Annotated in this window: 19 protein-coding genes; 10 read left to right on the top strand and 9 right to left on the bottom strand. The window is 37.1% G+C overall.

Annotated features, from left to right (window positions below; translation table 11 throughout):
- Genes AC6CHH_RS06905 through AC6CHH_RS06895 form a run of 3 tightly spaced genes read left to right on the top strand, consistent with a single transcriptional unit; the run spans position 1 to position 3698 of the window.
- Positions 1-1722, top strand: a complete 1722-nt coding sequence (locus AC6CHH_RS06905) for a M23 family metallopeptidase (protein ID WP_498281136.1) — start codon at positions 1-3, stop codon at positions 1720-1722.
- Positions 1723-1734: 12 nt separating this feature from the next.
- A complete protein-coding gene (gene bcp / locus AC6CHH_RS06900) occupies positions 1735-2199 on the top strand; it encodes a thioredoxin-dependent thiol peroxidase (RefSeq protein WP_498281134.1) in 465 nt (154 codons plus the stop codon).
- 29 nt (positions 2200-2228) lie between these two features.
- The gene (locus AC6CHH_RS06895) at positions 2229-3698 is read left to right on the top strand and encodes a glycine--tRNA ligase (protein ID WP_498281132.1); all 1470 of its coding nucleotides are present in this window, start codon (positions 2229-2231) and stop codon (positions 3696-3698) included.
- A gap of 81 nt (positions 3699-3779) precedes the next feature.
- Here the strand turns inward: AC6CHH_RS06895 and AC6CHH_RS06890 are convergent, their stop codons facing one another.
- Entirely contained in the window at positions 3780-6095 is a 2316-nt protein-coding gene (locus AC6CHH_RS06890) for a glycoside hydrolase family 95 protein (RefSeq protein ID WP_498281130.1), read from the bottom strand.
- Between the two features lie 2 nt (positions 6096-6097).
- Entirely contained in the window at positions 6098-7999 is a 1902-nt protein-coding gene (locus AC6CHH_RS06885) for an alpha-L-fucosidase (RefSeq protein WP_498281128.1), read from the bottom strand.
- Between the two features lie 179 nt (positions 8000-8178).
- Here AC6CHH_RS06885 and AC6CHH_RS06880 point away from each other — a divergent pair, with 179 nt between their 5' ends.
- Together AC6CHH_RS06880 and AC6CHH_RS06875 are read left to right on the top strand one after the other, a co-directional pair.
- Entirely contained in the window at positions 8179-9672 is a 1494-nt protein-coding gene (locus tag AC6CHH_RS06880) for a catalase (protein ID WP_498281126.1), read from the top strand.
- Positions 9673-10031: 359 nt separating this feature from the next.
- On the top strand, positions 10032-11204 hold the full coding sequence (locus tag AC6CHH_RS06875) for a trans-sulfuration enzyme family protein (RefSeq protein ID WP_498281124.1): 1173 nt from the start codon (positions 10032-10034) through the stop codon (positions 11202-11204).
- Positions 11205-11249: 45 nt separating this feature from the next.
- Here the strand turns inward: AC6CHH_RS06875 and tpx are convergent, their stop codons facing one another.
- Positions 11250-11747: a thiol peroxidase gene (gene tpx, locus AC6CHH_RS06870; RefSeq protein ID WP_498281122.1), complete on the bottom strand. Its 498-nt coding sequence runs from the start codon at positions 11745-11747 to the stop codon at positions 11250-11252.
- A gap of 164 nt (positions 11748-11911) precedes the next feature.
- On the opposite strand from tpx, the gene AC6CHH_RS06865 reads away from it, so the two are divergent.
- The 3 genes from AC6CHH_RS06865 (at position 11912) to AC6CHH_RS06855 (ending at position 15082) form a co-directional block, all read left to right on the top strand.
- Entirely contained in the window at positions 11912-13132 is a 1221-nt protein-coding gene (locus tag AC6CHH_RS06865) for an OmpP1/FadL family transporter (protein ID WP_498281119.1), read from the top strand.
- Between the two features lie 20 nt (positions 13133-13152).
- A complete protein-coding gene (locus tag AC6CHH_RS06860; protein ID WP_498281117.1) occupies positions 13153-14463 on the top strand; it encodes an SGNH/GDSL hydrolase family protein in 1311 nt (436 codons plus the stop codon).
- 199 nt (positions 14464-14662) lie between these two features.
- Positions 14663-15082, top strand: a complete 420-nt coding sequence (locus AC6CHH_RS06855) for an OsmC family protein (RefSeq protein WP_498281326.1) — start codon at positions 14663-14665, stop codon at positions 15080-15082.
- A gap of 11 nt (positions 15083-15093) precedes the next feature.
- Here the strand turns inward: AC6CHH_RS06855 and AC6CHH_RS06850 are convergent, their stop codons facing one another.
- The 6 genes from AC6CHH_RS06850 to AC6CHH_RS06825 all read right to left on the bottom strand — a co-directional run bounded on the left by AC6CHH_RS06850 (position 15094) and on the right by AC6CHH_RS06825 (position 20829).
- On the bottom strand, positions 15094-16104 hold the full coding sequence (locus AC6CHH_RS06850; protein ID WP_498281115.1) for a LacI family DNA-binding transcriptional regulator: 1011 nt from the start codon (positions 16102-16104) through the stop codon (positions 15094-15096).
- Positions 16105-16135: 31 nt separating this feature from the next.
- Positions 16136-17587 (bottom strand): S41 family peptidase, encoded by a 1452-nt coding sequence (locus AC6CHH_RS06845; protein ID WP_498281113.1) that lies wholly within the window; start codon positions 17585-17587, stop codon positions 16136-16138.
- A gap of 65 nt (positions 17588-17652) precedes the next feature.
- Entirely contained in the window at positions 17653-19140 is a 1488-nt protein-coding gene (locus AC6CHH_RS06840) for a S41 family peptidase (RefSeq protein ID WP_498281110.1), read from the bottom strand.
- Positions 19141-19144: 4 nt separating this feature from the next.
- A complete protein-coding gene (locus AC6CHH_RS06835; RefSeq protein WP_498281108.1) occupies positions 19145-19696 on the bottom strand; it encodes an HAD family hydrolase in 552 nt (183 codons plus the stop codon).
- 10 nt (positions 19697-19706) lie between these two features.
- Positions 19707-20174 (bottom strand): hypothetical protein, encoded by a 468-nt coding sequence (locus AC6CHH_RS06830; protein WP_498281105.1) that lies wholly within the window; start codon positions 20172-20174, stop codon positions 19707-19709.
- 1 nt (position 20175) lies between these two features.
- The gene (locus tag AC6CHH_RS06825) at positions 20176-20829 is read right to left on the bottom strand and encodes an ABC transporter ATP-binding protein (protein WP_498281324.1); all 654 of its coding nucleotides are present in this window, start codon (positions 20827-20829) and stop codon (positions 20176-20178) included.
- Positions 20830-21031: 202 nt separating this feature from the next.
- Between AC6CHH_RS06825 and sucC the strand changes: the two genes are divergently transcribed.
- Both sucC and hemL read left to right on the top strand, forming a co-directional pair.
- The gene (gene sucC / locus AC6CHH_RS06820) at positions 21032-22231 is read left to right on the top strand and encodes an ADP-forming succinate--CoA ligase subunit beta (RefSeq protein ID WP_498281103.1); all 1200 of its coding nucleotides are present in this window, start codon (positions 21032-21034) and stop codon (positions 22229-22231) included.
- 225 nt (positions 22232-22456) lie between these two features.
- Positions 22457-23776 carry a glutamate-1-semialdehyde 2,1-aminomutase gene (hemL, locus tag AC6CHH_RS06815; RefSeq protein WP_498281101.1) on the top strand — a complete coding sequence of 440 codons (1320 nt, stop codon included), beginning with the start codon at positions 22457-22459 and terminating at the stop codon, positions 23774-23776.
- Positions 23777-23835: the final 59 nt, after the last annotated feature.

Raw genomic sequence — 23835 nt, 5'->3', positions numbered from 1 at the left:
ATGAAAAACATTACATCATCACTCTTATTGGTTTGCAGCCTGTTTGGGACGACATTTGCCCAACATACTAATATTATAACCTCAAGGAGTTATCCTCAAAATTATTTTCGTAACCCATTAAATATCACTCCAGATGCCTCAGGAACTTTCGGAGAGTTGCGTTCCACACATTTTCATGCAGGGGATGATTATCGAACGCAACAGAGAATTGGTTTACCGTTGCATGCAGCAGCCCAAGGCTATATTTCACGTATAAGAGTTCAAATCGGAGGTGGAGGAAACTCGGTCTATATTACACATCCAAACGGATATACAACGGTTTACTTGCATATGGATAAATTCAGTGATTTAATAACCAATGTCGTTCGAGCCGAACAATATAAATTGCAACGTTTTGATGTGGACTTAGAACTTAAAGAAAACCAAATCAAAATAAATAAGGGGCAAATCATAGGAAATGCAGGAAACACAGGTGGATCTGCTGGGCCACATCTGCATTTTGAAATAAGAGATAGTAAAACCCAACATCCCCTAAACCCTCAACTTTTCGGATTAAAATTTAAAGACAACTATGCACCAACAATTCATGGTATTACTCTTTATGATTTAAACGAAGATTTATTCAATGAGCATACTCCTCGCAGGCAACAACAAGTAAAGGTTCTAGGATCTAACAGGTACGCATTGGCTTCATCAGAAGTAATTTCAATCCATGGTAAATTTGGTATAGGTATCAATACAATTGATAGACACCGCGCTGGAGGTTTTAAAAATGGGGTGTATTCTATCGAATTATTTTTAGATGGAAAGAATATATCCACAGTTCTTTTTGAAGAGTTAGATTTCAATACCTCCTCTGCCATTCATTCGTATGTTGATTTTGCACATTTTAAAAAAACCAAAATCAAGGTTCAAAAAAGCTTTAAAGATCCCGGAAATCCACTCGAAATTTTCAAGCATCTAACAAACGATGGAATCATTGAACTAACCGACCAACAGGTCCATAATCTAAAATATGTTGTTAAGGACGTACACGGAAATTGCAGTGAATTAAACTTCAAGGTCAAAAATAATCCAGCGCACAAAGCAAAGCAAAATCCTCCAAAAGGAACCATGTTTGTATATAATAAGGCAAATACATTTTCATCTGATGAAATGGAAATTCAAATCCCCCCTGGTGCATTATATTCAAACCTCGATTTTATTTATGACTCTAGTGTAGCTAAACCAAAGGATTATTCCAATATTCACCATGTGCATAACGAATTAACGCCTTTATTCTCTAGCTATAACCTGCGCATTAAACCAATAGCCTTACCCAAACACTTGGAATCAAAGGCAATGATCGCATCCGTGCAAGCAGGATCTGTGGGCGGTAAATTTGAAAATGGATGGGTGACGGTAAACACAAAATCGTTTGGTTCTTTTTATGTGAGTGTGGATACCGTTGCTCCAAGTATTACTCCTAGAAACTTCGGGAATGGTAAAAATGTGAGCGCTCAATCCAAAATAGATTTCACAATTCGAGATAATTTTTCAGGAATACAATCTTTTAATGGATATATCGATGGCCAGTGGGTACTCATGGAATACGATTCTAAAAATCGTCATTTATGGCACAGATTTGACCCATCCCTGGAAAAGGGCAAACATAACTTCAAGTTGATTGTAAAAGATTGGAAAGATAACCAGAACATTTATCAAGTATCATTTACAAAGTAAAAAAGAAAGAACATGACAACATTAAATATTGGAGACAAAGCTCCTGAAATTAGCGCGAACAATCAGAATAACCAAGAAGTTAAACTTTCTGATTTTAAAGGTAAAAAAGTGATCCTTTATTTCTATCCTAAAGACAATACTCCAGGATGTACAACTGAGGCTTGTAACTTTAGAGATAACTACCAAAGTTTACTCAAAGAAGGTTTTGAAGTTATTGGTATTAGTGTAGATAATGAACAATCTCATCAAAAATTTATTTCAAAATATGATCTTCCCTTTAACTTGTTGGCAGATACAGATCAGAAGATTGTTAATGACTATGGGGTATGGGTTGAAAAAAATATGTACGGAAAGAAACATATGGGCACTGCAAGAACCACTTTTGTCATCGATGAGCAGGGTTACATTCAAGAGATTATAAAAAAAGTAGACAATGCTAATGCGAGTCAACAAATTAGGGACTTATTGTCAAAATAATTCGAACGAATACATTATATTTGCCTCTTATGAGCAAGCAAACAGACGATTTTTTTAAAAATATTATTTCTCATGCTAAGGAATATGGTTTTGTATTTCCTTCGAGTGAAATTTACGACGGCTTAAGTGCTGTTTATGATTATGGTCAGTTAGGTTCTGAATTAAAAAACAACCTAAAGACCTATTGGTGGAAATCAATGGTGCAATTAAATGAAAATATAGTCGGAATTGATTCTGCTATTTTCATGCATCCAACAACATGGAAGGCTTCAGGCCATGTAGACGGATTTAACGATCCGATGATCGACAATAAGGATTCTAAAAAAAGATACCGTGCTGATCAGTTGATTGAGGATAAAATCGATCGATATGAGAAAGATGGGAAATCTGAAAAGGCCACACAATTACAAGAAGAATTAGATAAGGCCTTAAACAAAGATGACTTAGCTGGGCTAAAACAGATTATTGAGGATCACAATATAGTATGTCCTATTTCAGGCACTAAGAATTGGACTGAAGTTCGTCAATTTAATTTGATGTTTGCAACCCAAATGGGTGCTATGGCTGATGGCGCTGAACAAGTCTACTTACGTCCTGAGACAGCACAAGGTATATTTGTAAACTTCCTAAATGTTCAAAAGTCAGGAAGAATGAAAATCCCATTTGGAATCGCTCAAATTGGTAAAGCGTTCCGCAATGAAGTAATCGCTCGTCAATTTATCATGAGAATGCGTGAGTTCGAACAAATGGAAATGCAATTTTTCGTACGTCCAGGATCTGAATTAGAGTGGTATAAGAAATGGAAAGATGCTCGTCTAAACTGGCATTTAGCTTTAGGATCTGAGCAAAACAAATATCGTTTTCATGACCATGTTAAACTTGCGCATTATGCAAATGCGGCTGTGGATATTGAATACGAATTTCCTTTTGGATTTAAAGAAGTTGAGGGTATACACTCCAGAACAGATTTTGATCTAAAACAGCATCAAGAATTCTCAGGAAAAAAACTTCAATACTTTGATCCTGAAATCAACCAAAGCTATAACCCATATGTGATCGAAACTTCAATAGGATTAGATCGCTTATTCCTTACCGTATTAGCAAACTCATTGGTCAAGGAAGATCTTTCGACCCCAGATAAACAAGATGCAAGAGTAGTATTGAAATTTCATCCGGCAATCGCTCCTGTTAAAGCGGCCATATTCCCGTTGACCAAAAAAGATGGTCTACCAGAGAAAGCAAGGGAAATTATGAATATCTTAAAAATGGAGTATAATATCCAATACGATGAAAAGGATTCCATAGGAAAGCGTTATCGTCGCCAAGATGCAATTGGAACGCCAATCTGTATCACAGTGGATCATCAGACCTTGGAAGATAATACAGTAACAATTCGTCACAGGGATTCAATGGAGCAAGAGCGCGTTGGCCTGCATGAATTAGGGGCTATGATTGGCGACTTAGTAAGCATGAGTAATTTGCTTAAGAAACTTATTTAAATAGAGTAAACGTTCTTTATTAACGCATAAAGGAGCTTATTAGTAGCTCCTTTATGCGTTATAACCTAAACAACAATCAATTTAAATTATGTGAGATCGTTTCTCTCCGTTTACCAGAATCTCAATTTTTTTACCTTTGAGACCATGAACTTTGAAGCTTGTCACTTTCCCATTTTTCCAGCTGAAATCGATTGTATAATTTCCTCTAGCACGAAGCCCTTTTACGGATCCTTGTTTCCAAGGTTTTGGCAAGGCAGGTAATAAATGAACATATCCATCATGACTTTGAAGAAGCATTTCTGCAATGCCAGCCGAACCGCCAAAATTTCCATCAATCTGAAAAGGAGGATGTGCACAGAAAAGATTTGGATATGTTCCTGGTCCGACATCCTGAGAGCCTTCAAGAATTGCGGGTTGCAATAGTTGACGTAATATTTCCAATGCATGATCACCATCATGTAATCTCGCCCAAAATAAAATTTTCCACGCTCTAGACCAACCAGTTCCTTCATCTCCCCTGCTCTGCAGTGTTTTTTTCGCAGCCTGAGCCCATTCTGGTGTAGTGATTGGAGAAATAAAGTTTGCAGGGTACAGTCCATATAAATGAGAAACATGTCTATGCTTAGGTTCAACCTCCTGATAGTCCTCTAGCCATTCCATCACTCGACCTGAAGGACTGATTACCACTGGAGGAGGAATCTTTACCAGATCTTTTTTTAAACCCAATACAAACTCGTCATTTAAACCCAAAATTTCGTCTGCTTGGATCACCGAATTATAAAGTTCCCGAACAATTTGGTTGTCAATGGTTGGTCCCATCACCACAGATGCTCTTTTACCGTTTGCTAATTTAAAAGCATTTTCTGGTGATACCGAGGGTGAGGTAACCAACCATCCTGTTTTAGGATCTTGAACTAAAGTTGCTTTATAAAATACTGCAGCGCCTTTCAATACGGGGTATATACGTTGTAAATAGGCCCGATCTTGCGTGAACAAATAATGCTCCCACAAATGATTACACAGCCAGCCTGAAGCTGTGCTTGAACCCCATGAGGCCACCTCACCTGGAGCCGTATACCCCCAAACATTGGTCATCATGTAAACAACCCAGCCTGGAGCATTATAATAAGCCTTTGCGGTATTCTCTCCTTGTTTTGCTAAATTCGAGATCATTGAAATAAAGGGTTTGTGGTATTCTGAAAGGTTGTTCACCTCCACACCCCAATGATTCATTTGTGCGTTAATATTGAGATGATAATCCCCATTCCATGGAGTCTGTATTTGATGTGCCCATAATCCTTGTAGATTAGGGGGCAATGCATTGGGGAAATCCGGAGCCGTACTTGATAAAGTTAAATAACGGCCAAATTGATAATACAAGACTGCCATTCCATTATCCTGAGATGGATCTTTATAAAAATCGGCTAACCGATCCTGTGTTTGTGCATCCGAACGTGAGGTTTCATCGTGGATTGTTAATGAGACTCTATTGAATAGTGAGGCATATTTTTGAAAATGGTTTTTCCAAAGCTTTTTATAATTCTGCTTTACAGCCGTTTGGATTTGATTTTCAACATATTCAACGGGATCATGACCATAATAGCTTGTTGAGGCCGAAAACAAAACGGTTACCTGATCTGCCTTTTTAACGATGAGTTGATTGTCATATTCGCTTAAGCTTCCTCCTTTGAGGATCAGTTTAATTTTGGCCGCAAACCTAATCCCTTGTCCTCCATTTCCATTTGGAAGTACTCCCTTGATGGTAATTTCATCCCCTTGAATATCGTATTCCTTGATATTCTCATCTCGATAAAAATGCATAGCAAACCCAATTGCCTTCTTCTCACTAGCGGTCAGATGAATAACACCAACATTTTTATCAAAAGATGTAAAGTATTCTCTTCGAAAATGAATATTATTACTACTAAATGAGGTAACAGCTTTTGCTTGGCTAATATCCAACCATCTTTTATAGTTGGTGACCTGGTTTTGGTTAAAATGTTGGAAATTTAAGAATCCAAAATTTTGAAAACAACCATAAGGAGCATTTGCACCTGAACCATGGGCAGAGCCTTCTCCGACACACACAAAATTTTTATTAACTAAAGCCTCAGCTTCAACATTCTTCGATTCAAATAGCAACTTTTGAATAAGTGAAACACTGGTGCTAGCCTGAAAATTATTTGCCTGTTGAGGACTACCCGACCACATTGATATTTCATTTAATACAATATTCTCGTCTTGGACCTTTCCATTTGGCATCATGCCGATTAGACCATTTCCTAAAGGCAATGTTTCTTCCCATCTCTGAGCTGCCTGATTGTAACTTAGTTTAAGATCCTGTGCTCGGATACCACTAAAGGACAATATTAAAATAACAACATAAAATACTCTCATAACTAATATAGGTATACATTAAATTCCGCTATAGAAAAAGATTCATCATTACTTAGGTTTTCAATTGGAAAGAACCTCAGGTAACGAGCCCGTTGAACTGATCCGAAATCAATAGTTTGTGGTGTAGCATTTGCCCGAATGTTTGAAAACTCTCCACCGGCAACTGTTTGCCATTTTTTCCCATCTAAACTAATCATCACTTTGTATTTAGAAGGAATCCCTTCCGTTTTCCCATCTTGTCTAGGAACGTATTGAATTCCGGTGAGGCTGTGAATTTTTGGAAATTGAATTTCGACAAACTTATTCGGTGTTAACCTGGTTTCCCAAATGCTAGTTAAATCATTATCTAATGCATTCTTAAAATTGGGGTCTCCATTTTTAAACGATATTTCATGAGCTTTTAATTTATTGCGTAGATCTTGCTCTAATTTAAAATCAGATTTAGCTTCCTTAAACAGAGCAAATTCACTTAAAGTAGGGGCGACTGGTGCAAAGAGTTTCACTCTTAATTTATCTGTTTTGATACTTCTTGGAAGTTTTATTAGTCGATTAGCTCCTATACTGCTCGCGCGTGCAATCAAAACCCATTTGTTGTTTTGAAAAACCTCAACTTGCACACTGTCCAATCGTTGTCCTAATTTAATATTCTCCCGTAAACGAATCAAGTCAAATTCTTGCGTTTTAGGCAATGAGATAGTAATCTGGGGATTTAATACACTATCATCAGAGGCATAATAAGAATAACGGTCTGCATCAAACAATTTTTTCTCAGAAAAGATACCGTGATTTTCACGAACATTACTTGCTTGGGCTTTAGCACCTTTACTTAAATCATTCGAAAACGTTTTCTTCATTTTATCCCCAAATGATTTTAACGAGCGTACATCATTATCATGCAATATCCCTTGCGGGGTTGGCGCTAGCCCAAGATTCATTCCCCCTCCTCTACCGACAGATTTTAAATATATTTCAAAGAGTTGATCAGGGGTTTTAACTTGACCGTTTTGATCCTCATGATAAAACCAGCCCGGTCTCTGAGGAACATCACACTCTACCGGGATCCAAAACTCTCCATTCCGATTTCCTGTGGGTAAATTTGAATTATCTACTGAACCAGGAACAGGTTTTTCTCCATTTTTACCTTTAGGAGTTATAGTAGACCAACTTGTTTCTGATGCAAATCCTTTTTCATTCCCTACCCATCTCATATCCGGCCCAACGTCAGAAAAGATCATTGCCATAGGTTGAAGTTTTCTAATAATCGGCCAAGTCTTTTCCGTCCATTCATAATAGGTAGACTGATCAATTACACGCTTTTCATTTTTGCCGCCATAATAACCATCTCCACCATTCGCGCCATCATGCCAGGAGGTAAATAATGGACCATATTGACTCATTAATTCTGTTAATTGTTCCCTATAGGCATCTGTATAGGCCGAGGTTCCATATCGTGTATCGTTACGATCCCAAGCTGATAAATACACGCCAAACTTTAGACCATTATTATGAGAAGCAGTCATAAATTCCTTCACCATATCTCCTTTTCCGTCCTTCCATGGCGAGCTTGAAATACTGTAACTGGTCGTCTTGGTTGGCCAGAGGCAAAAACCATCGTGATGTTTAGCAACAGAAATTAATCCCTTAAAACCACCGCAAGCAGCTGCCTGGGCAATTTGATTGGCATCAAAATGGGTTGGATAAAAGATTTCCGGTTTGGCATCTCCAAAGCCCCATTCCTTATCTTGGAAAGTAGTTGGTGTAAAGTGTATTAACGTATACATTTCCATTTCATGCCACTCCAGCTGCCTCTGGGAAGGAACTGCACCGTAAGGTAGCGGTTCGTTTTGAGCGAAAGCCAAAAGGGGACATACAATAAGTAAATTAAAGAATCTTGATTTTTTCATAAATGTGTTCTAATCGAGGGCCCAAGATACATATCTTGAATTAGGATATTAAATAGGTAATGTTTATACATGTATAACATAATAATAATATTCAACTATGGCATATCAATTTAAATGATATCTTATCCACGGTAATAAAGATTAAATTTGGATAGATACGTAACTATAATCTCAAAAATATGGAAAACGAAAATAAAAAAAAGATTACAACTTCTGTTGGCGCACCAGTAGCTCATTATCAAGATAGTTTATCTGCAGGACCTAGGGGGCCGTTATTGCTTCAAGATTTTTTTCTTCATGAAAAATTGGCCATATTTAACAGGGAGAGAATCCCCGAACGTGTTGTGCACGCGAAGGGTTCGGGAGCATATGGTACTTTTACTGTAACCAATGACATCACCAATTATACCCGCGCCAAATTCTTAAACAAGATTGGAAAACAAACCAGAATGTTTATCCGGTTTTCTACTGTTGGTGGTGAGAAGGGTTCGGCAGACACAGAACGTGATCCAAGGGGTTTTGCCGTAAAATTTTACACCGAGGACGGAAATTATGATTTAGTTGGCAATAATACACCGGTTTTCTTTATTAAGGACGCACGAAAATTTCCAGACTTCATTCACACGCAAAAGAGAGACCCTTATACAAATTGCAAATCTGCGAACATGTTATGGGATTTCTGGTCCCTGAATCCGGAATCACTTCATCAAGTAACAATTTTGATGTCCGATAGAGGAACACCAGACGGATATAGACATATGCATGGTTATGGCTCACACACCTACTCCATGATTAATGCGCAGAACGAGCGGATCTATATCAAGTATCATTTTCGCACACAACAAGGAATAAAAAACTTAACCAGTCAACAGGCTAGTGATTTAAAATCAAGCGATGCCGATTATGCTCAACGAGATTTACATACTTCTATCGAAGAAAAAAGGTTTCCAAAGTGGACATTATTCATTCAAGTAATGACCGAAGAACAGACGAGATCATTCAAATGGAATCCCTTTGATATTACCAAAGTTTGGTCCCAAAAAGAATATCCATTAATTGAAGTTGGCGTAATGGAACTCAATGAAAATCCTGACAATTATTTTGCCCACGTGGAACAAGCTGCTTTCGCTCCGGCAAACATAGTGGATGGTATTGGATTTTCTCCCGACAAAATGCTGCAAGGACGAATTCTCTCATATCCTGATGCCCATCGATACCGTTTGGGTGTTAACCACAATCAGATACCAGTAAATCGTTGTCCAGTTATGTCGAATAATTACCACCGTGATGGAGCCATGAGAGTGGATGAGAATGGAAGTTCCAATGTTAATTATTTCCCAAATAGTTTTGATGACAGCTTTGAAGATAAATCGTATGCAGAACCGGCAAGTCAATTAGACAGTTTAATTGCTGATCATTACGATAGAAATGAAAATGATAATGATCATTACACTCAACCAGGTGATTTGTTTAGACTATTAGACCAGCAGCAAAAACAACATTTAATTGCGAATATTGTCGATTCAATGGCCGGCATCCAAGGCCTTAAGAAGGAAGAAATTATACAGAGGCAATTGTGTCATTGGTTCAGAGCTGACATCGCATTAGGACTGGGTGTTGCACAAGGATTAGGTTTGTCAATGGATAGCTTATCACAACATTTGCCCAAATAACTATTTTAATACAAATAAATACACGACAACAGGTTATCTCCTGCTAGCATGACCTGTTGTTTTACGTGTTATTAACCAGTATTTGATTCCTATTCTCCTAGGTGGTTTACATATCAACACGACAATCCAAAATCGAAATCAAGATTTATACATTCTGAATACGTCCTTTCTATCACCAAATGGCTTACTTTTAGAAAAAAAAATCAATTATGTATGCTCTCGAAAAGTATAATAAATTGGTTGATGGTCCATTATTAAAAAAACGTACCCGAGATTTCAGGCAACTTTATTTGAAAATTTTTAAAAATTATAGGATTTCTTTGCCGTCTTCTTAACGAAAATAAATAAATTTGCTAATCATGAATGACGAACAATCCAAAATTATACGCGAACAAGCTCAGCGATCGGCGACAAGAGAACATTCAGTTCCCCTATACTTAACTTCCAGTTTTATTTTTGATAGCGCCGAGCAAGGTCGTGCGGTATTTGCAGAAGAGGAAAGTGCCATGGTGTACTCTAGATATGCGAACCCTAACACAACCGAATTTATAAACAAAGTTTGTTTATTAGAGCAGGCAGAGGCTGGACTTGCATTTGCTTCAGGTATGGGTGCCGTTTTTGCAACTTTTGCAGGATTTATTCAAAATGGTGACCACATTGTTTCCTCAAGAGCAATTTTCGGTTCCACCCATCAATTGTTTACGCAATTATTTCCAAAATGGGGAGTTACAACAACCTATGTGGATGCAATTGATCTGGAACAATGGGAAAAAGCAATTCAACCCAATACAAAGTTTATCTTTTTAGAATCACCTTCTAATCCAGGGTTGGAATTAGTTGATTTGGAAAAATTGGGTGAGTTAAAAACGAAATTCCCTCATATAATTTTTGCCATTGACAATTGCTTCGCAACTCCCTATCTACAGAAGCCACTACGTTATGGTTTCGATCTCTCTATCCATTCGGCTACCAAATATATGGACGGCCAAGGCAGAGTCTTAGGGGGAGTCATTGTCGGAAAACAGGAACTTATCGACAAGTTAATGTTTTTTATAAGGCATACCGGTCCGGCAATGTCACCATTTACGGCATGGGTATTATCTAAAAGCCTTGAAACCTTAGGTCTTAGAATGGATAGACATTGTTCGAATGCATTAGCCTTAGCGATTGAATTGGAAAAAAATGAAGAAATTTTAGATGTTAAATATCCGTTCTTACCATCCCATCCTCAATTTGAATTGGCAAAAAAACAAATGAAAGCAGGCGGCGGGATTGTCACTATTGAGGTAAAAGGGGGACAACAAAGAGCATTTAGGTTCCTTGATGCATTAAATATGATACTCTATACGTCCAATTTAGGAGATTCACGTAGTATAGCGACTCATCCAGGATCTACAACACATTCTAAACTTTCAGAACAAGAACGTGAAAACCTTGGCATTAAACCTGGATCCATTCGATTGTCCATAGGAATTGAAGATCAAAAGGACATTATAGACGATATTTTGCAAGCTCTTGACTCGAGTAAATAAATTTTAAAAGGTTTAGTGAATTGATATTCACTAAACCTTTTAAAATTATAAGGAAGCTAGGGCCTGCTGATAATTTGGTTCTTCAGTGGTTTCAGCAACCTGCTCTGTATATTTTACCTTGCCTTCAGGATCCAATACAATTACAGATCGACTAAGAAGTCCCTGTAGTGGACCATCTGTAAACTTCACACCAAAAGCCTCATCAAACTTATTATCTTTAAAATCTGAAAGAGTAATCACATTGTCTAATCCTTCTGCTGCACAGAATCTATTCTGGGCAAAAGGTAAATCTTTTGATATACAAAGTACGACAGTATTATCTAAATTCGAAGCTTTTTCGTTAAATTGTCTCACAGACATGGCGCATGTGCCTGTGTCAATACTTGGAAATATATTGAGAATAACATTTTTACCTCTAAAGTCTTTCAATGATTTTTGCGACAGATCTTGCGCTGTCAACGTAAAATCTGGTGCCGTATCGCCTATTTTAGGCAAATTCCCACTTGTGTGTACTGGATTACCTTTGAATGCTACTTGTGTCATAATTAAACTTGTTTTAAATGAAAACCAATATACCCTAAAAATGTTTCCAACAAAAATAAATGCGTGCTCTTTTATTATAAATTGACATTAATTTGTATAAATTGACAGAAATTACTATGTTAGCATATCAATTGCATAAACTAAAACGCTAATCGCTATATATTATGAAAGGATTATTACTCAGTTTGTTATTAGCCTCCCCTTGTCTGCTCTTCGCACAAGGCTCACAAGTTAATACCCAAAGTCAAAAGGCTGTGGGTATGGCTGGCGCAGGTTCGGCATTATTTATTGATGAATCATCAATATTTTACAACCCAGGTGCGTTAGTAAAAATGGACCACAATGCTATTCAGATTGGTGCGAGTGCCGTAATGTACCGATCGGCATTCCAGCAGGCGGGCAGTCCGGATGTCCACCATACCAAATTCAAAATTTCACCTCCATTTGCAGCATACGCCACATTTGGACCAAAAAATTCCTGGTGGAAAGCAGGATTAGGTGTCTATACTCCATTCGGAGGTAGTGTAGACTGGGGAAATGACTGGCCAGGAAAATATTCCTTAAACCATCTTTCTTTACGCGCAATTTTTATTCAACCTACCCTGAGTTTCAAACTCACAGAACAATTCAGCTTTGGTGGTGGTTTTGTTTACAATATAGGTCAAGTTGATTTAAGTCGTTCATTGCCTGTTTTTCATCCCGATGGCACTACGGGACAGGCGGCTTTAAAAGGAACCGGTACGGGTATGGGGTATAATATAGGGGTACATTACAATTTGGAAGACCAATTTGCATTGTCACTTAGTTACCGTTCCAAGGTTGTGACAAAACTCGAAGATGGTGATGCTACTTTTGAGGTTCCAGGATCTTTGGCAGCAAATTTCCCAAGTGGAAAATTCAGTGCTGAATTACCTCTTCCTGCAACATTTAATATTGGGCTTGCATTCCCATTATCTGAAAAGGTTGATGCTGCATTGGATGGCTCTATTATTAATTATAGTATTTATAAAGAACTGGTATTCGATTACGAAAACAATACGCCTGTTTTACAGGATACACGCTCTGAAAAGAAATACCAAAATGCTTTTTCAGGGAAAGTAGGTATTAATTACCAAGTGCATGATAAATTAGATTTACGCGCAGGAGCTGGTTATGTTTATACCCCAGTGCAAGGTGGCTATGTTTATCCGGAGACACCGGACAACAATCGGCTGATGGCAGCTGCCGGATTTACGTACAAATTCTCTGAAAATTGGCAAATGTCTGGGGCCTATGTGTTTCAAAAGGTCCAAAAAAGAACCACAACCAATATTGAATCGGGATTAAGAGGAGCATATGAAACCAATATTCATGCACCTGGGTTATCCGTTTCTTACGCTTGGTAAACTTGTAAACATATAAAAAAATGAAAAAGAACTTAAAACTATATATAGGATTAGCAATTTTAGGATTAGCTAGTTCATGTGCGCCAAGCTTAGAGGAATTCCAACCAAGTAAGGGCACTGCAAATTTCTCGAAGTTTATTGCCGTTGGAAACTCGTTAACCTCGGGATACGCTGATGGAGGACTGTATTTAGAAGGACAAAAAGTAGCATTTCCAAATTTAATAGCTGAGCAGCTTAAAACAGTAGGTGGAGGTGAATTTACTTCTCCTTTTTTCTCACCGGATCAAGAAAACGGTTCAGGTTATATCCGCTTGGTTTCTTTAATAGATGGTTCACCGGTTACAGAGGTAGTAAAGGACAAGCTTGCAATAAGAGGCACAGTACCTGGATCAAACCCACCCAAACCATTGTATACAAAACACTTGGATCCTATTCAAAATTTGGGCGTTCCTGGGATGCGGTTAGACATGTCCATTTTACCTGGCATTGGATCGGTACAAGGTAACCCATTTTTTGAAAGACTATTAACAGATCAGGCTTCCTTAAGCACTAAATATATAGACTATGCATCAGCTCATGACCATACATTCTTTAGCTTTTGGTTAGGAAACAATGATGTTTTGGGGTATGCCACAAATGGTGCTGCAGTCTCAGAAGATCCGACAAAAACATTGATTTCTGTGCAAGCTTTTGAGAATATTTACACGCAGTTTGTTACGGCATTAACAGAAAATGAACAAAAAGGTGTTGTAGCAACAATTCCCGATGTAACGGCCGTTCCTTACTTCAACACGGTAACCACGGCCCGCTTAAATGCAGCCGTTGAAGCAGCATCTGGAGGACAAGCAAAAAATGTATTTATAAGGACCAAAACAGGGCCTCGCATGGCAACTAATGAAGATTTATTTGTATTAACTTTCCCTACTGCATTACTTGGTCAACCTAACGCAGATAAAATTCCATATGGTATGCATCCATTAAATCCAATTGAAGATCAATATGTATTGGATAAAAATGAAACCATTGAGGTTGCTACCAGGGTAAAAGAAATCAATAAAAAGATTATGGCGATTGCAGAGAGTAAAGATTTGGCTGTGGCTGATGTATATACCTTTTTAAACAAAGTTAAAGCCGGGTATCTCTACAATGGTTTCATGATTAGTTCGGCGTATATCACAGGAAATGCATTTTCATTGGATGGAATTCACCTCACACCGATTGGCAATGCTATTGTGGCAAATCTATTTATTGATGCAATTAATAAAAAATACAGCGCAAAAATTGCAAAAATAGATGTGACCAATTATAGCGGTGTGAAACTTCCTAATTAAAAAAAACTTTAAGCATAAAAAAACGGGAGAGTTATAAACACTATCCCGTTTTTTTTATGATAAAACACAGTATGGTAAACGCGGAGAATTGAAACAGATTTAAATTTAAGATTACCGAAGGGTCCTTGGGTAATCTTAAATAGTATACTTCGATTCTGATTGCGATTGTTTAAATTTGTTCCTTAATGAGAATCGAATTATGAAAGTTCAATTAAAAAGACAAAATAAAGCTGTACACTTTGAGGCTTCAAGTGAATTATCATCCGTTAAAGTACATATTGATGGTTCTGATTCAATCGGCGGGGAAGGCAAAGGCGTTCGACCTATGGAGTTAGTGTTGATGGCTCTTGGATCCTGTAGCGTATTTGATTTAACAACTATTCTTCGAAAACAACGTCAGGAAATAACGGACATCCAAGTAGATGTTGAAGGTACTCGCAGAGACGAAATCCCTAACATCTTCACTAAAATTCACTTATCATTTACACTAACGGGCCAAATAGAGGAAACAAAAGCTCAAAAAGCTGCAGAGTTAGCCGTAAAAAAATATTGTTCTGTTCACGACATGTTGGCAGCTGGCGGCATAGAGATCACCTACAGTCTTAAGATCATCAAGTAAGCCCCTACCTACTATTTTAGGGACAATTTAGAAGGGTATACAACGTGCTGTGGTTGGCTTACATTCTCTTTTTTATCGATACAATCAAACAATATCTCGGCTGCTTTATGGGCTTGTTTGTCGGGGTATTGTTCAATACTTCCCATCGGGGGATTATCCATATATGACCATAAAGGGTAGTTTGCATAACTTATGAAAAACATATCTTGATTTAAGATTATTCCACGTTGTTTTGCATAGCGAATTAAATCCAATGTGACAAAGTCATTAAAAGAAATAACGGCGGAGGGTCTATCAGAGAGTGAACACAATTTCTCCATTGCTGATTCATTTCCTTGTTCTGTTAAATCGGTATTCACGATATATCCATCGTGATGATCTATACCCCTGCTTTTCAAAGCTTTATGAAATGCATCTGATCGTTCTTTAGAGGCAAACAACGACTCTGGACCATTAATTAGTGCAATCTTACTATGACCTCTTTCCACAAACGCATCAATCGCTTCGATCATCCCTGATGATAAATCACTATACACTTTGTGGACATTTGGCAAATCAGGAACACAATCAAAAAAGACAATGGGGATTTCGGTTTTTGAGAGTATTTGTTCAAAATCGGTATCGCTTGTGTTTTTACTCAAGGAGATTAGAATACCATCTACCCGATGTTTTTTAAAGGTCTGCAGAATATTAAGTTCACGATTTTCATCGTCTAGGGATTGGCCTAAAAGCACGGTATATTTTTTCTCCTCAGCGACATTCTCAATAGCACTTATGGCCTCAGAAAAAAAAGGTTCAGATAGCTTCGGTAAAATCACTCCAATTGTAAAGGTCTTCCTTTGTTTAAAAAAAATAGCGGTTTGATTTGGTTCATATGCCATTTCTTCAGCCATTTTTTTAACACGCATCGTAGTCACCAAACCAATGCTGGGATGATCATTTAATGCGCGAGACACTGTTGAAGGAGATATCTTTAATTTTCTTGCTATTTCCTTAATTGTGGTCGGTTTATTTCCTGCCATGCTGTAAAGTTAATAATTAAATAATGATTATTTAATCCTTTAAAAGATTCCTTACAGGTATTTTATTTACGGTCCTTTTCGTTTGATAAACTGTTTGTGTAGATTCCATCGATGCCCGAGCAGAACTTCTATTGCTTGTAAAAGATCCCGAAGAAATGTGCATCAGTGCTTCTTGAATCATGTTTTCTTTCGGATTACCCAACTCCAAATAAATATTATCCAATACGTTTGATTTATTTGCAGGAATTCCATCCCAATAGTCTGTATAACCGTTTGCATTTACAATCTTAAATGAGGCAGCCCATAAGCCAACCTTATCCATGATATCTTGCCTAAAAAAACCTACGGGTTTGCCATAGGTACTTCTATATTCAGCGACAACATTCACATTCATATAGGGTTTTAGGGCACTAATAACTATTTCACTCGCAGAGGCAGTCATTTCAGAGACCAAAAAATACACATTCTTAATATCCGTACTGTTGTTTTTCTTGTAATTTTCCGGACTAAATTCTCTACTTCCCTGTTGCCTTTCCTTTTCCAAGTTTTTATTTAGCGTGTAGCTAAACATAAGTTTTCCGTTTCCAGCGTTATTTATGATTTTGTTATTTAAATAAACAGCAGTACTCACATACCCACCGGTATTATACCTTAAATCAACAATCAAATCGGTGATGTTCTTGGTGGCAAAATTTGTAAATATACTCTCCAGCTTAGTATACATAGCGGTCCGCGATCCTGCATCATTGGTCAGCTCCTCGAATGAAGAAAGGGCTAGATAACCAACATTTTTATTGTTCATTCTATACACAGTGTCCTTCATCACCGGATCTATATCATAACTTGTATAGGTTAAGGAATGTGTTCTTTTTAAATTATCTGCATCAACAGTGATGATATCCATTTTACTACCATCCAAATAAGACTCAATATTGAACCTGTTTGCATAAACCATGTTTTTATCCTGATTAATTTGAACAATCTTATCCCCCCTTTTCACCCCAGATTTAAATCCAGGTGAGCCACCCTCCACAAAATAGACAAACAAACTATCTCCCCTGTTCATATCAAAGGTTAAAAATATTCCATATCCATCCGCAAGGTCTGCTCGCGCAGAACTCGATCCTGTCGCAAGATCCTCCAACCAAGAAAACCGGTCCAAAGGGCCATCATAATCTGGATGAAATACATAATCTGTTTTTTGAGGAGTTTGTTTTTTCAGGTAATCCAACAATACATTTTTATCGCTGTACTTATCAGTTAATGAAGAAATTGGATTTGCTGTCTCAATGGACGATTCCCACAAAGAAAGATATTTGTATTGATAATATACACTGTCTAATAATTTTTGAGCGTCGGTACGGGATTGACTGACGTCCGGCTTGGGTGGTGCTGTAATGCTCGAAGGATCCTTACTACATCCAACTAATAATAGCAACATACCCATAACTAACAGCGTATTCTTAAGTCCAGTTCTATTCATTCTACTTATTCAAGATATTAATCCGATTACCTATTCATAGACATCACTCTTTCAAAAAAGATTAACTAGAATTTAAATTTTGACTGATTATCCTTTGAAAACTTAAACATGCTGTTACGATAATTTTTCACTTCGGGTGATTTCAATTCCAAAAGATCTTCTTTTTGGAGTTTGGCTCTTTTAGTAGATTCAGCAGATGAAGAACTTCGATATTGTCCGTTATTAGCAATGCTATATAGGGCCTCAGCGAAAAGCCCTTCATTTTCATTGCCCAATTCCAATAAAAAACTTTCTTGAGCATCCTTTTTAGTACCAATAAGTCCATCAAAATAGTCTCCGAAACCATTTTTATTAATCATCTGGAAAGAAGTAATGTACAAATCAGCATAATCATTGACAACAGGCCAACCAAAGAATCCTACAGGTTTTCCATAAGTACCCACTCCATTTGTACTTATAATTTGTGTATCCATATAAGGACTTAGAACATTGATCACTAGCTCGCTTGCCGAAGCAGTGCTTTTGGTAACCAAAAAGTAAACCCGTTTAAGATTAAGAGAATTCGTTTTATTAAAATTAACGGACTTAAATGGTGCATTTTCATCAGTATTGTCTGTCCATCCAAATTCTTCTAAGTATTGATTTACTTTAAAATCATACATTTTACCCTTAGCTGCAGCGGTGGGTGCAATTAGATTCGCTATTAATTCAGCTGAATTTGTAGCTCCACCACCGTTATAGCGTAAATCGATTACTAACTCTTCTATGTTTTCTGATTGAAATTCATCAAAGACAGAAGTTAGTGCCTGGTGATAGGCGTTTGGAAGATTATTTGTAAACACGTTCACAAAAGAAGTGTAAGCCATATAACCAACCTTCTTGCCATTGAGATCTACGACCTTATCAACCAAAATTGGGTCTATTTGATATGCACCTCCGGTAACTGAAATTGTCGATTCCTTATTATCTACTGGGTCTTTTACCTTTAAGGATAAGGTCTCACCAGTAAAAAACTTATTGTAATTTTTAAAATCGTTAGCTGTTTCAGAATTATAATCAACTTTAGTATCTCCATTGATACTTAAAATTTGCATCCCTCTTTTCAATCCAGCCTTTTGCGCCGGAGAATTTTTTTGGACCAGTCGGATATACATATTTCCTTGTCCACCGCTTAAAAGAAAAATAGGTATTATTCCCGTCTCTTTATAAACTCCTTGCTGAATTTCTTCACTTACCTGCCCTGTTCGGTCCACAAAACTGAATCTATCCTGCGGAGCATATTGTTTAAGCTTATTCAAAACAGCCTCTGAATTCTCTAGATCGTTTGTAAATTTCCTAAGATCCATTTCTTCGTTATTTTTCATCACAGGCTGGGGAAATTTGTCTGTCCATAATGAAAATAAAAGCGAATAATAGTAGGTAGAATCCTTCAGTAACAATTCCTTTTGAGTATCCAAAACGGGTTCTGGATCGGGTTCCGCAGATTCCTTTTTACAACCAGCAAACACAACCATCGCTAAAAGAAGGCCGAACAATAGATTCCTTTTCATCATAATTTTAAGTCAGTTTTTGCTCTATATAGCACAAATTATTGGTTAATAAACCATTTTCAGAAGCAATATAAGTAAAAGGATCCAAATTTCTGAAATGAAGCTCATCAACAAAAAAAACTTTGATATTTTCATCAAATCCTTGCCAGTCGATATGTTTGAGTTTATTTAATTGTAGCGCAGGATTCCCTTTGGTTAAAATTGCAATTTCTCCTCCTTTTTCTAAAATGGATGCAAAAAGCAATTTTACTTCATTAAAAAGGTATAGTTTTAATGGCAATTGTCCATTGACCATTAGTCTTTCGAAATTCTCTCGATAATCAGTAGTGAAATTAAAAAAATTTTGGCTTGCATCAAAAACATCCTTTTCCCCTTTTTCAACATAAACATCACGCATGAAATTTACCAAATCTGAAGCGATGGGTTTAGCTTCTGAAAATTCGACAAATTGTGCAAAGAGATAATAAATTTGTAACAAATAATCTTGTTTTGGATACAAAACATCATCCAGTTCAAATAAATAAAGTTTTTTATCTAATGGTATTTCTTTCCAATTCATTTACAAAATTTTATACAGTACAAAGTGCCACATTATCTCCGTCATCCGAAATGACATAAACCCCACTGATCGACTTATTATGTTTGTAATCTGTATCCAGAGATTTACCATTATGGTATATATGTAGATCTAAGGAGGGAGTTGGATTATTGATTAATAAAACGTCTTCCAATTCTTCCATATCAGGTGTTAACACTTGGATATCGTATTCTTCAAAAAGTTGCTTGGCTTGAGAAATTGCTTGGATTTCTTGCTGACCTAAAGGCAATAAATAGTGAATATGTTTATCTAAACATATCTTCAATAGCTCATGTGCATAGGTAGGATTACTGCCTTTGGGAATTGTCAAAAAATTAGCTTGTAGAAATACAGGAACTTCTTCGGAGGTAGCAAAATCCACATCATATTTATTTTTTAGTAGGTTAGCCAGCCTCTGAGCGAATGCTCTGGTTCCAAAAGTGATAAGAAATTTCTGCATATTAATAAATTAAGCCATCTCGCATATGAATCGTACGGTCTGAAATACGTGCCAGTTCTTCATTGTGAGTAACAATTATAAATGTTTGTTTCATCTTATCCCTTAAATCAAAGAAAAGTTGATGTAAAGCTGTTGCATTCTCGGAATCCAAGTTCCCTGAGGGTTCATCTGCTAGGATTAATGCGGGATTATTTATTAATGCTCTTGCAACTGAAACTCGTTGTTGTTCCCCTCCAGACATTGCCGAGGGCTTATGATCTGCTCGATGTTCAACACCCAAAATTCCCAAAAGTTCGAGCGCTCTATCTTCTACCTCTCTTTTATCCTTTCCGGCTATAAAACCAGGAATACAAACATTCTCTAAGGCTGTAAACTCGGGTAATAAGTGATGAAATTGAAAAACAAATCCAATGTGTTTATTTCTAAAATCGCTGAGTTGTTTCTCTTTTAGGGAAAATACATCCTGATCTTGGATCATTACAGTTCCTTTATCAGGTCTATCAAGCGTACCAATAATATGCAATAAAGTACTTTTGCCGGCACCCGATGCTCCAACGATTGAAACAATCTCTCCTTTGTTTACAGAAACACTAACCCCTTTCAGGATTCCAAGGTCACCATAGGATTTAAAAATATTATTCGCCTTTAAGATCATACTGCGAAAATAAAAATATAATAACATATAATCTTAAACATTTTTTTTCATTACCTAGGCAATTACCTTTGTTAGCCAAAAAAACTGTATTTAGTTATTCTAATGCCTTAAAATTAATGGTTCTATTGTCTCTACAATTTATCGCAATAATAACTTGACCCTTCGGAATAAATACGCTATTTTTACAACAAATTTTTTATCAATGAACATTCACGAATATCAAGGAAAAGAAATACTTAAAAGTTTCGGAGTAAGAGTACAAGAAGGTATTGTTGCCGAGACACCAGAGCAAGCTGTAGAAGCTGCAAAAAGTATGAAAGAAAATTTCAACTCGGATTGGGTTGTGATAAAAGCACAGATTCATGCTGGTGGACGTGGTAAAGGTGGTGGTGTAAAATTAGCAAAAAACCATGACGAAGTTTTACAACGCGCTACTGACATTATTGGTATGCAATTGGTAACTCCTCAAACTGGTCCTGAAGGTAAAAAAGTAAGCAAAGTGTTAGTTGCACAAGATGTTTATTACCCTGGAGAAAGTGAAACAAAAGAATTTTACGTATCTGTTCTACTTGATCGTGCAAGCGGTCGTAACATCATTATGTATTCCACAGAAGGTGGTATGGACATTGAAGAGGTGGCGGAAAAAACTCCACACTTAATTTTCAAAGAAGAGATCGATCCAAAGGTTGGCCTACAAGGTTTCCAAGCTCGTAAAGTTGCTTTCAATTTAGGTTTATCAGGAGCTGCCCACAAAGACATGGTTAAATTCATCGCCGCTTTATATAAAGCGTATGATTCAATCGACGCCTCTATGTTTGAGATCAACCCTGTTCTTAAAACCTCTGATGACAAAATCTTAGCTGTTGATGCAAAAGTAAATTTGGACGAAAATGCACTTTACCGTCATCAAGAAATTGCAGCTATGCGTGATGTTACAGAAGAAGATCCAACAGAAGTTGAAGCTGGTGAGTCAAATCTTAACTATGTAAAATTAGACGGTAACGTCGGCTGTATGGTGAACGGAGCTGGTTTAGCAATGGCAACTATGGATATCATCAAAATTGCTGGTGGTGAACCCGCAAACTTTCTTGATGTAGGTGGTACAGCAAATGCTGAAACGGTGAAAGCTGGTTTCAACATCATTTTAAAAGACCCTAACGTTAAAGCAATCCTAATTAACATCTTTGGCGGTATCGTTCGTTGTGACCGGGTTGCCCAAGGAGTTATTGATGCCTATAATGAAATTGGAAATATTCCAGTGCCAATTATTGTTCGTCTTCAAGGAACTAATGCTGCTGAGGCAAAAGAATTGATTGACAAATCTGGCTTAAAAGTATATTCGGCAATCTTATTAAAAGAAGCTGCTGAACTTGTTACTAAAGTACTAAACGAAGGTAAATAAGCTTTAAACATTCTATTGAAAGGCTACCTAGGCAGGTAGCCTTTTTCTATTACCAAAACTCTAAATTTCTAATCGTTGAATACTCAAAAAGAATAGAGGTGACATAAATCATTGAGATATCTTAATATTAAGTCATATTCTTGAGGAACTTTCAGCAGTCTGCCAGCAAAACACTAGAAACTAGTCACTAAATATTATTTTTGTGAATTAGACAATCAAATTACTATGAAAACATCTACTCCGGACATTTCACGTGAGAATTCTAAAGAATTATTTGAAAAAGCGAAAGCATATTTTCCTGGTGGAGTAAACTCACCTGTGCGTGCCTTTAAATCAGTTTATGGAACTCCATTGTTTATAGAGCGGGGAGATAAGGCTCATTTATGGGATGCAGACGGCAATGAATTTATTGACTTCTGCTGCTCATGGGGACCTCTAATTTTAGGGCACAACAATCCGAAAATTCGTCAAGCAGTTCAAGAGCAGCTGGGAAAAGGGTTGAGTTTTGGCGCACCTACTGCGTTAGAAAATCAGCTTGCTGAACTTATCCTCCAAAACAATAAAAAGATTGAAAAAATACGCTTCGTAAGTTCAGGAACTGAAGCTGTAATGTCAGCTATTCGACTAGCCAGAGGGTTTACAAAACGTGATAAAATCGTGAAATTCGAGGGATGCTACCATGGACATTCTGATTCGCTCTTGGTAAAAGCGGGCTCAGGTTTGGTAACCTTTGGGGAAACCTCCTCCGCGGGCGTACCAAAATCGTTTGCTGATGAAACCATCGTTATTTCCTTAAATGACACAGCCGCACTAGAACATGTTTTTCAAGAATTCAAAAATCAAATTGCAGCAGTCATCATTGAAGGTGTCCCTGCCAATAATGGGTTATTAATCCAAGACAAAGAGTACATCAAATTTTTAAGACAAATCACAGCTCAAAATGGATCCTTACTAATCTTTGATGAAGTGATCACAGGCTTTCGTTTGGGCTTTGAAGGAGCTGCACATTACTACGATATTCAGCCCGATATATTGACTTATGGTAAAATAATTGGAGGGGGAATGCCTGTTGGGGCGTATGGTGCATCCAAAGAAATTATGTCCTGCATATCGCCAGATGGAGCGGTATATCAAGCAGGAACATTATCGGGTAACCCCGTAGCAATGGCCGCTGGTATCGCTGCTTTAACCATTCTATCCCAACCAGACTTTTACCTAACTTTAGAAAAAACGACCCAAGAATTTGTTCAAAAATTAAACGTGTTCATTCAGGAGAATGGGTATCCAATTACCATCACAACAATTGGATCTATCTTTTGGTTCGCGTTTACAAAAAATCAAAAAATTCAACGAGCAGATGAAATTAATCCAGATTCAATGGACAATTATAAAATTATGCATCGAGAATTATTGAATCGTGGAATTTACTTTGGTCCCTCTGGATATGAGGTTGGATTTATATCGGCGGCCCATACCCAAGAAGATTTAAATATCACAATCGACGCACTCAAGGCTGCAATTCATACTGTGTTTCAAAAAAACTAAACAATAATAAAGTATATTTGTTAAAAAGTAAATAGACAATTTAGACTAAATATTAAAAA

This window comes from Sphingobacterium sp. GQ94, from assembly GCF_059758715.1.
The sequence above is the reverse complement of the archived record's forward strand: the minus strand, read 5'-3'. Positions and strand labels throughout refer to the sequence as shown.

What these genes read in the sequence shown, in the direction of transcription:
- AC6CHH_RS06905 (WP_498281136.1), top strand. Translation starts at nt 1, where the DNA reads ATGAAAAACATTACATCATCACTCTTATTGGTTTGCAGCCTGTTTGGG.
- AC6CHH_RS06875 (WP_498281124.1), top strand. Translation starts at nt 10,032, where the DNA reads ATGAATGACGAACAATCCAAAATTATACGCGAACAAGCTCAGCGATCG.
- AC6CHH_RS06835 (WP_498281108.1), bottom strand. Translation starts at nt 19,696, where the DNA reads ATGAATTGGAAAGAAATACCATTAGATAAAAAACTTTATTTATTTGAA.
- AC6CHH_RS06850 (WP_498281115.1), bottom strand. Translation starts at nt 16,104, where the DNA reads ATGGCAGGAAATAAACCGACCACAATTAAGGAAATAGCAAGAAAATTA.
- AC6CHH_RS06825 (WP_498281324.1), bottom strand. Translation starts at nt 20,829, where the DNA reads ATGATCTTAAAGGCGAATAATATTTTTAAATCCTATGGTGACCTTGGA.
- AC6CHH_RS06840 (WP_498281110.1), bottom strand. Translation starts at nt 19,140, where the DNA reads ATGATGAAAAGGAATCTATTGTTCGGCCTTCTTTTAGCGATGGTTGTG.
- AC6CHH_RS06855 (WP_498281326.1), top strand. Translation starts at nt 14,663, where the DNA reads ATGAAAGTTCAATTAAAAAGACAAAATAAAGCTGTACACTTTGAGGCT.
- AC6CHH_RS06845 (WP_498281113.1), bottom strand. Translation starts at nt 17,587, where the DNA reads ATGAATAGAACTGGACTTAAGAATACGCTGTTAGTTATGGGTATGTTG.
- AC6CHH_RS06890 (WP_498281130.1), bottom strand. Translation starts at nt 6,095, where the DNA reads ATGAGAGTATTTTATGTTGTTATTTTAATATTGTCCTTTAGTGGTATC.
- AC6CHH_RS06865 (WP_498281119.1), top strand. Translation starts at nt 11,912, where the DNA reads ATGAAAGGATTATTACTCAGTTTGTTATTAGCCTCCCCTTGTCTGCTC.
- sucC (WP_498281103.1), top strand. Translation starts at nt 21,032, where the DNA reads ATGAACATTCACGAATATCAAGGAAAAGAAATACTTAAAAGTTTCGGA.
- AC6CHH_RS06860 (WP_498281117.1), top strand. Translation starts at nt 13,153, where the DNA reads ATGAAAAAGAACTTAAAACTATATATAGGATTAGCAATTTTAGGATTA.
- AC6CHH_RS06895 (WP_498281132.1), top strand. Translation starts at nt 2,229, where the DNA reads ATGAGCAAGCAAACAGACGATTTTTTTAAAAATATTATTTCTCATGCT.
- hemL (WP_498281101.1), top strand. Translation starts at nt 22,457, where the DNA reads ATGAAAACATCTACTCCGGACATTTCACGTGAGAATTCTAAAGAATTA.
- AC6CHH_RS06880 (WP_498281126.1), top strand. Translation starts at nt 8,179, where the DNA reads ATGGAAAACGAAAATAAAAAAAAGATTACAACTTCTGTTGGCGCACCA.
- AC6CHH_RS06830 (WP_498281105.1), bottom strand. Translation starts at nt 20,174, where the DNA reads ATGCAGAAATTTCTTATCACTTTTGGAACCAGAGCATTCGCTCAGAGG.
- tpx (WP_498281122.1), bottom strand. Translation starts at nt 11,747, where the DNA reads ATGACACAAGTAGCATTCAAAGGTAATCCAGTACACACAAGTGGGAAT.
- bcp (WP_498281134.1), top strand. Translation starts at nt 1,735, where the DNA reads ATGACAACATTAAATATTGGAGACAAAGCTCCTGAAATTAGCGCGAAC.
- AC6CHH_RS06885 (WP_498281128.1), bottom strand. Translation starts at nt 7,999, where the DNA reads ATGAAAAAATCAAGATTCTTTAATTTACTTATTGTATGTCCCCTTTTG.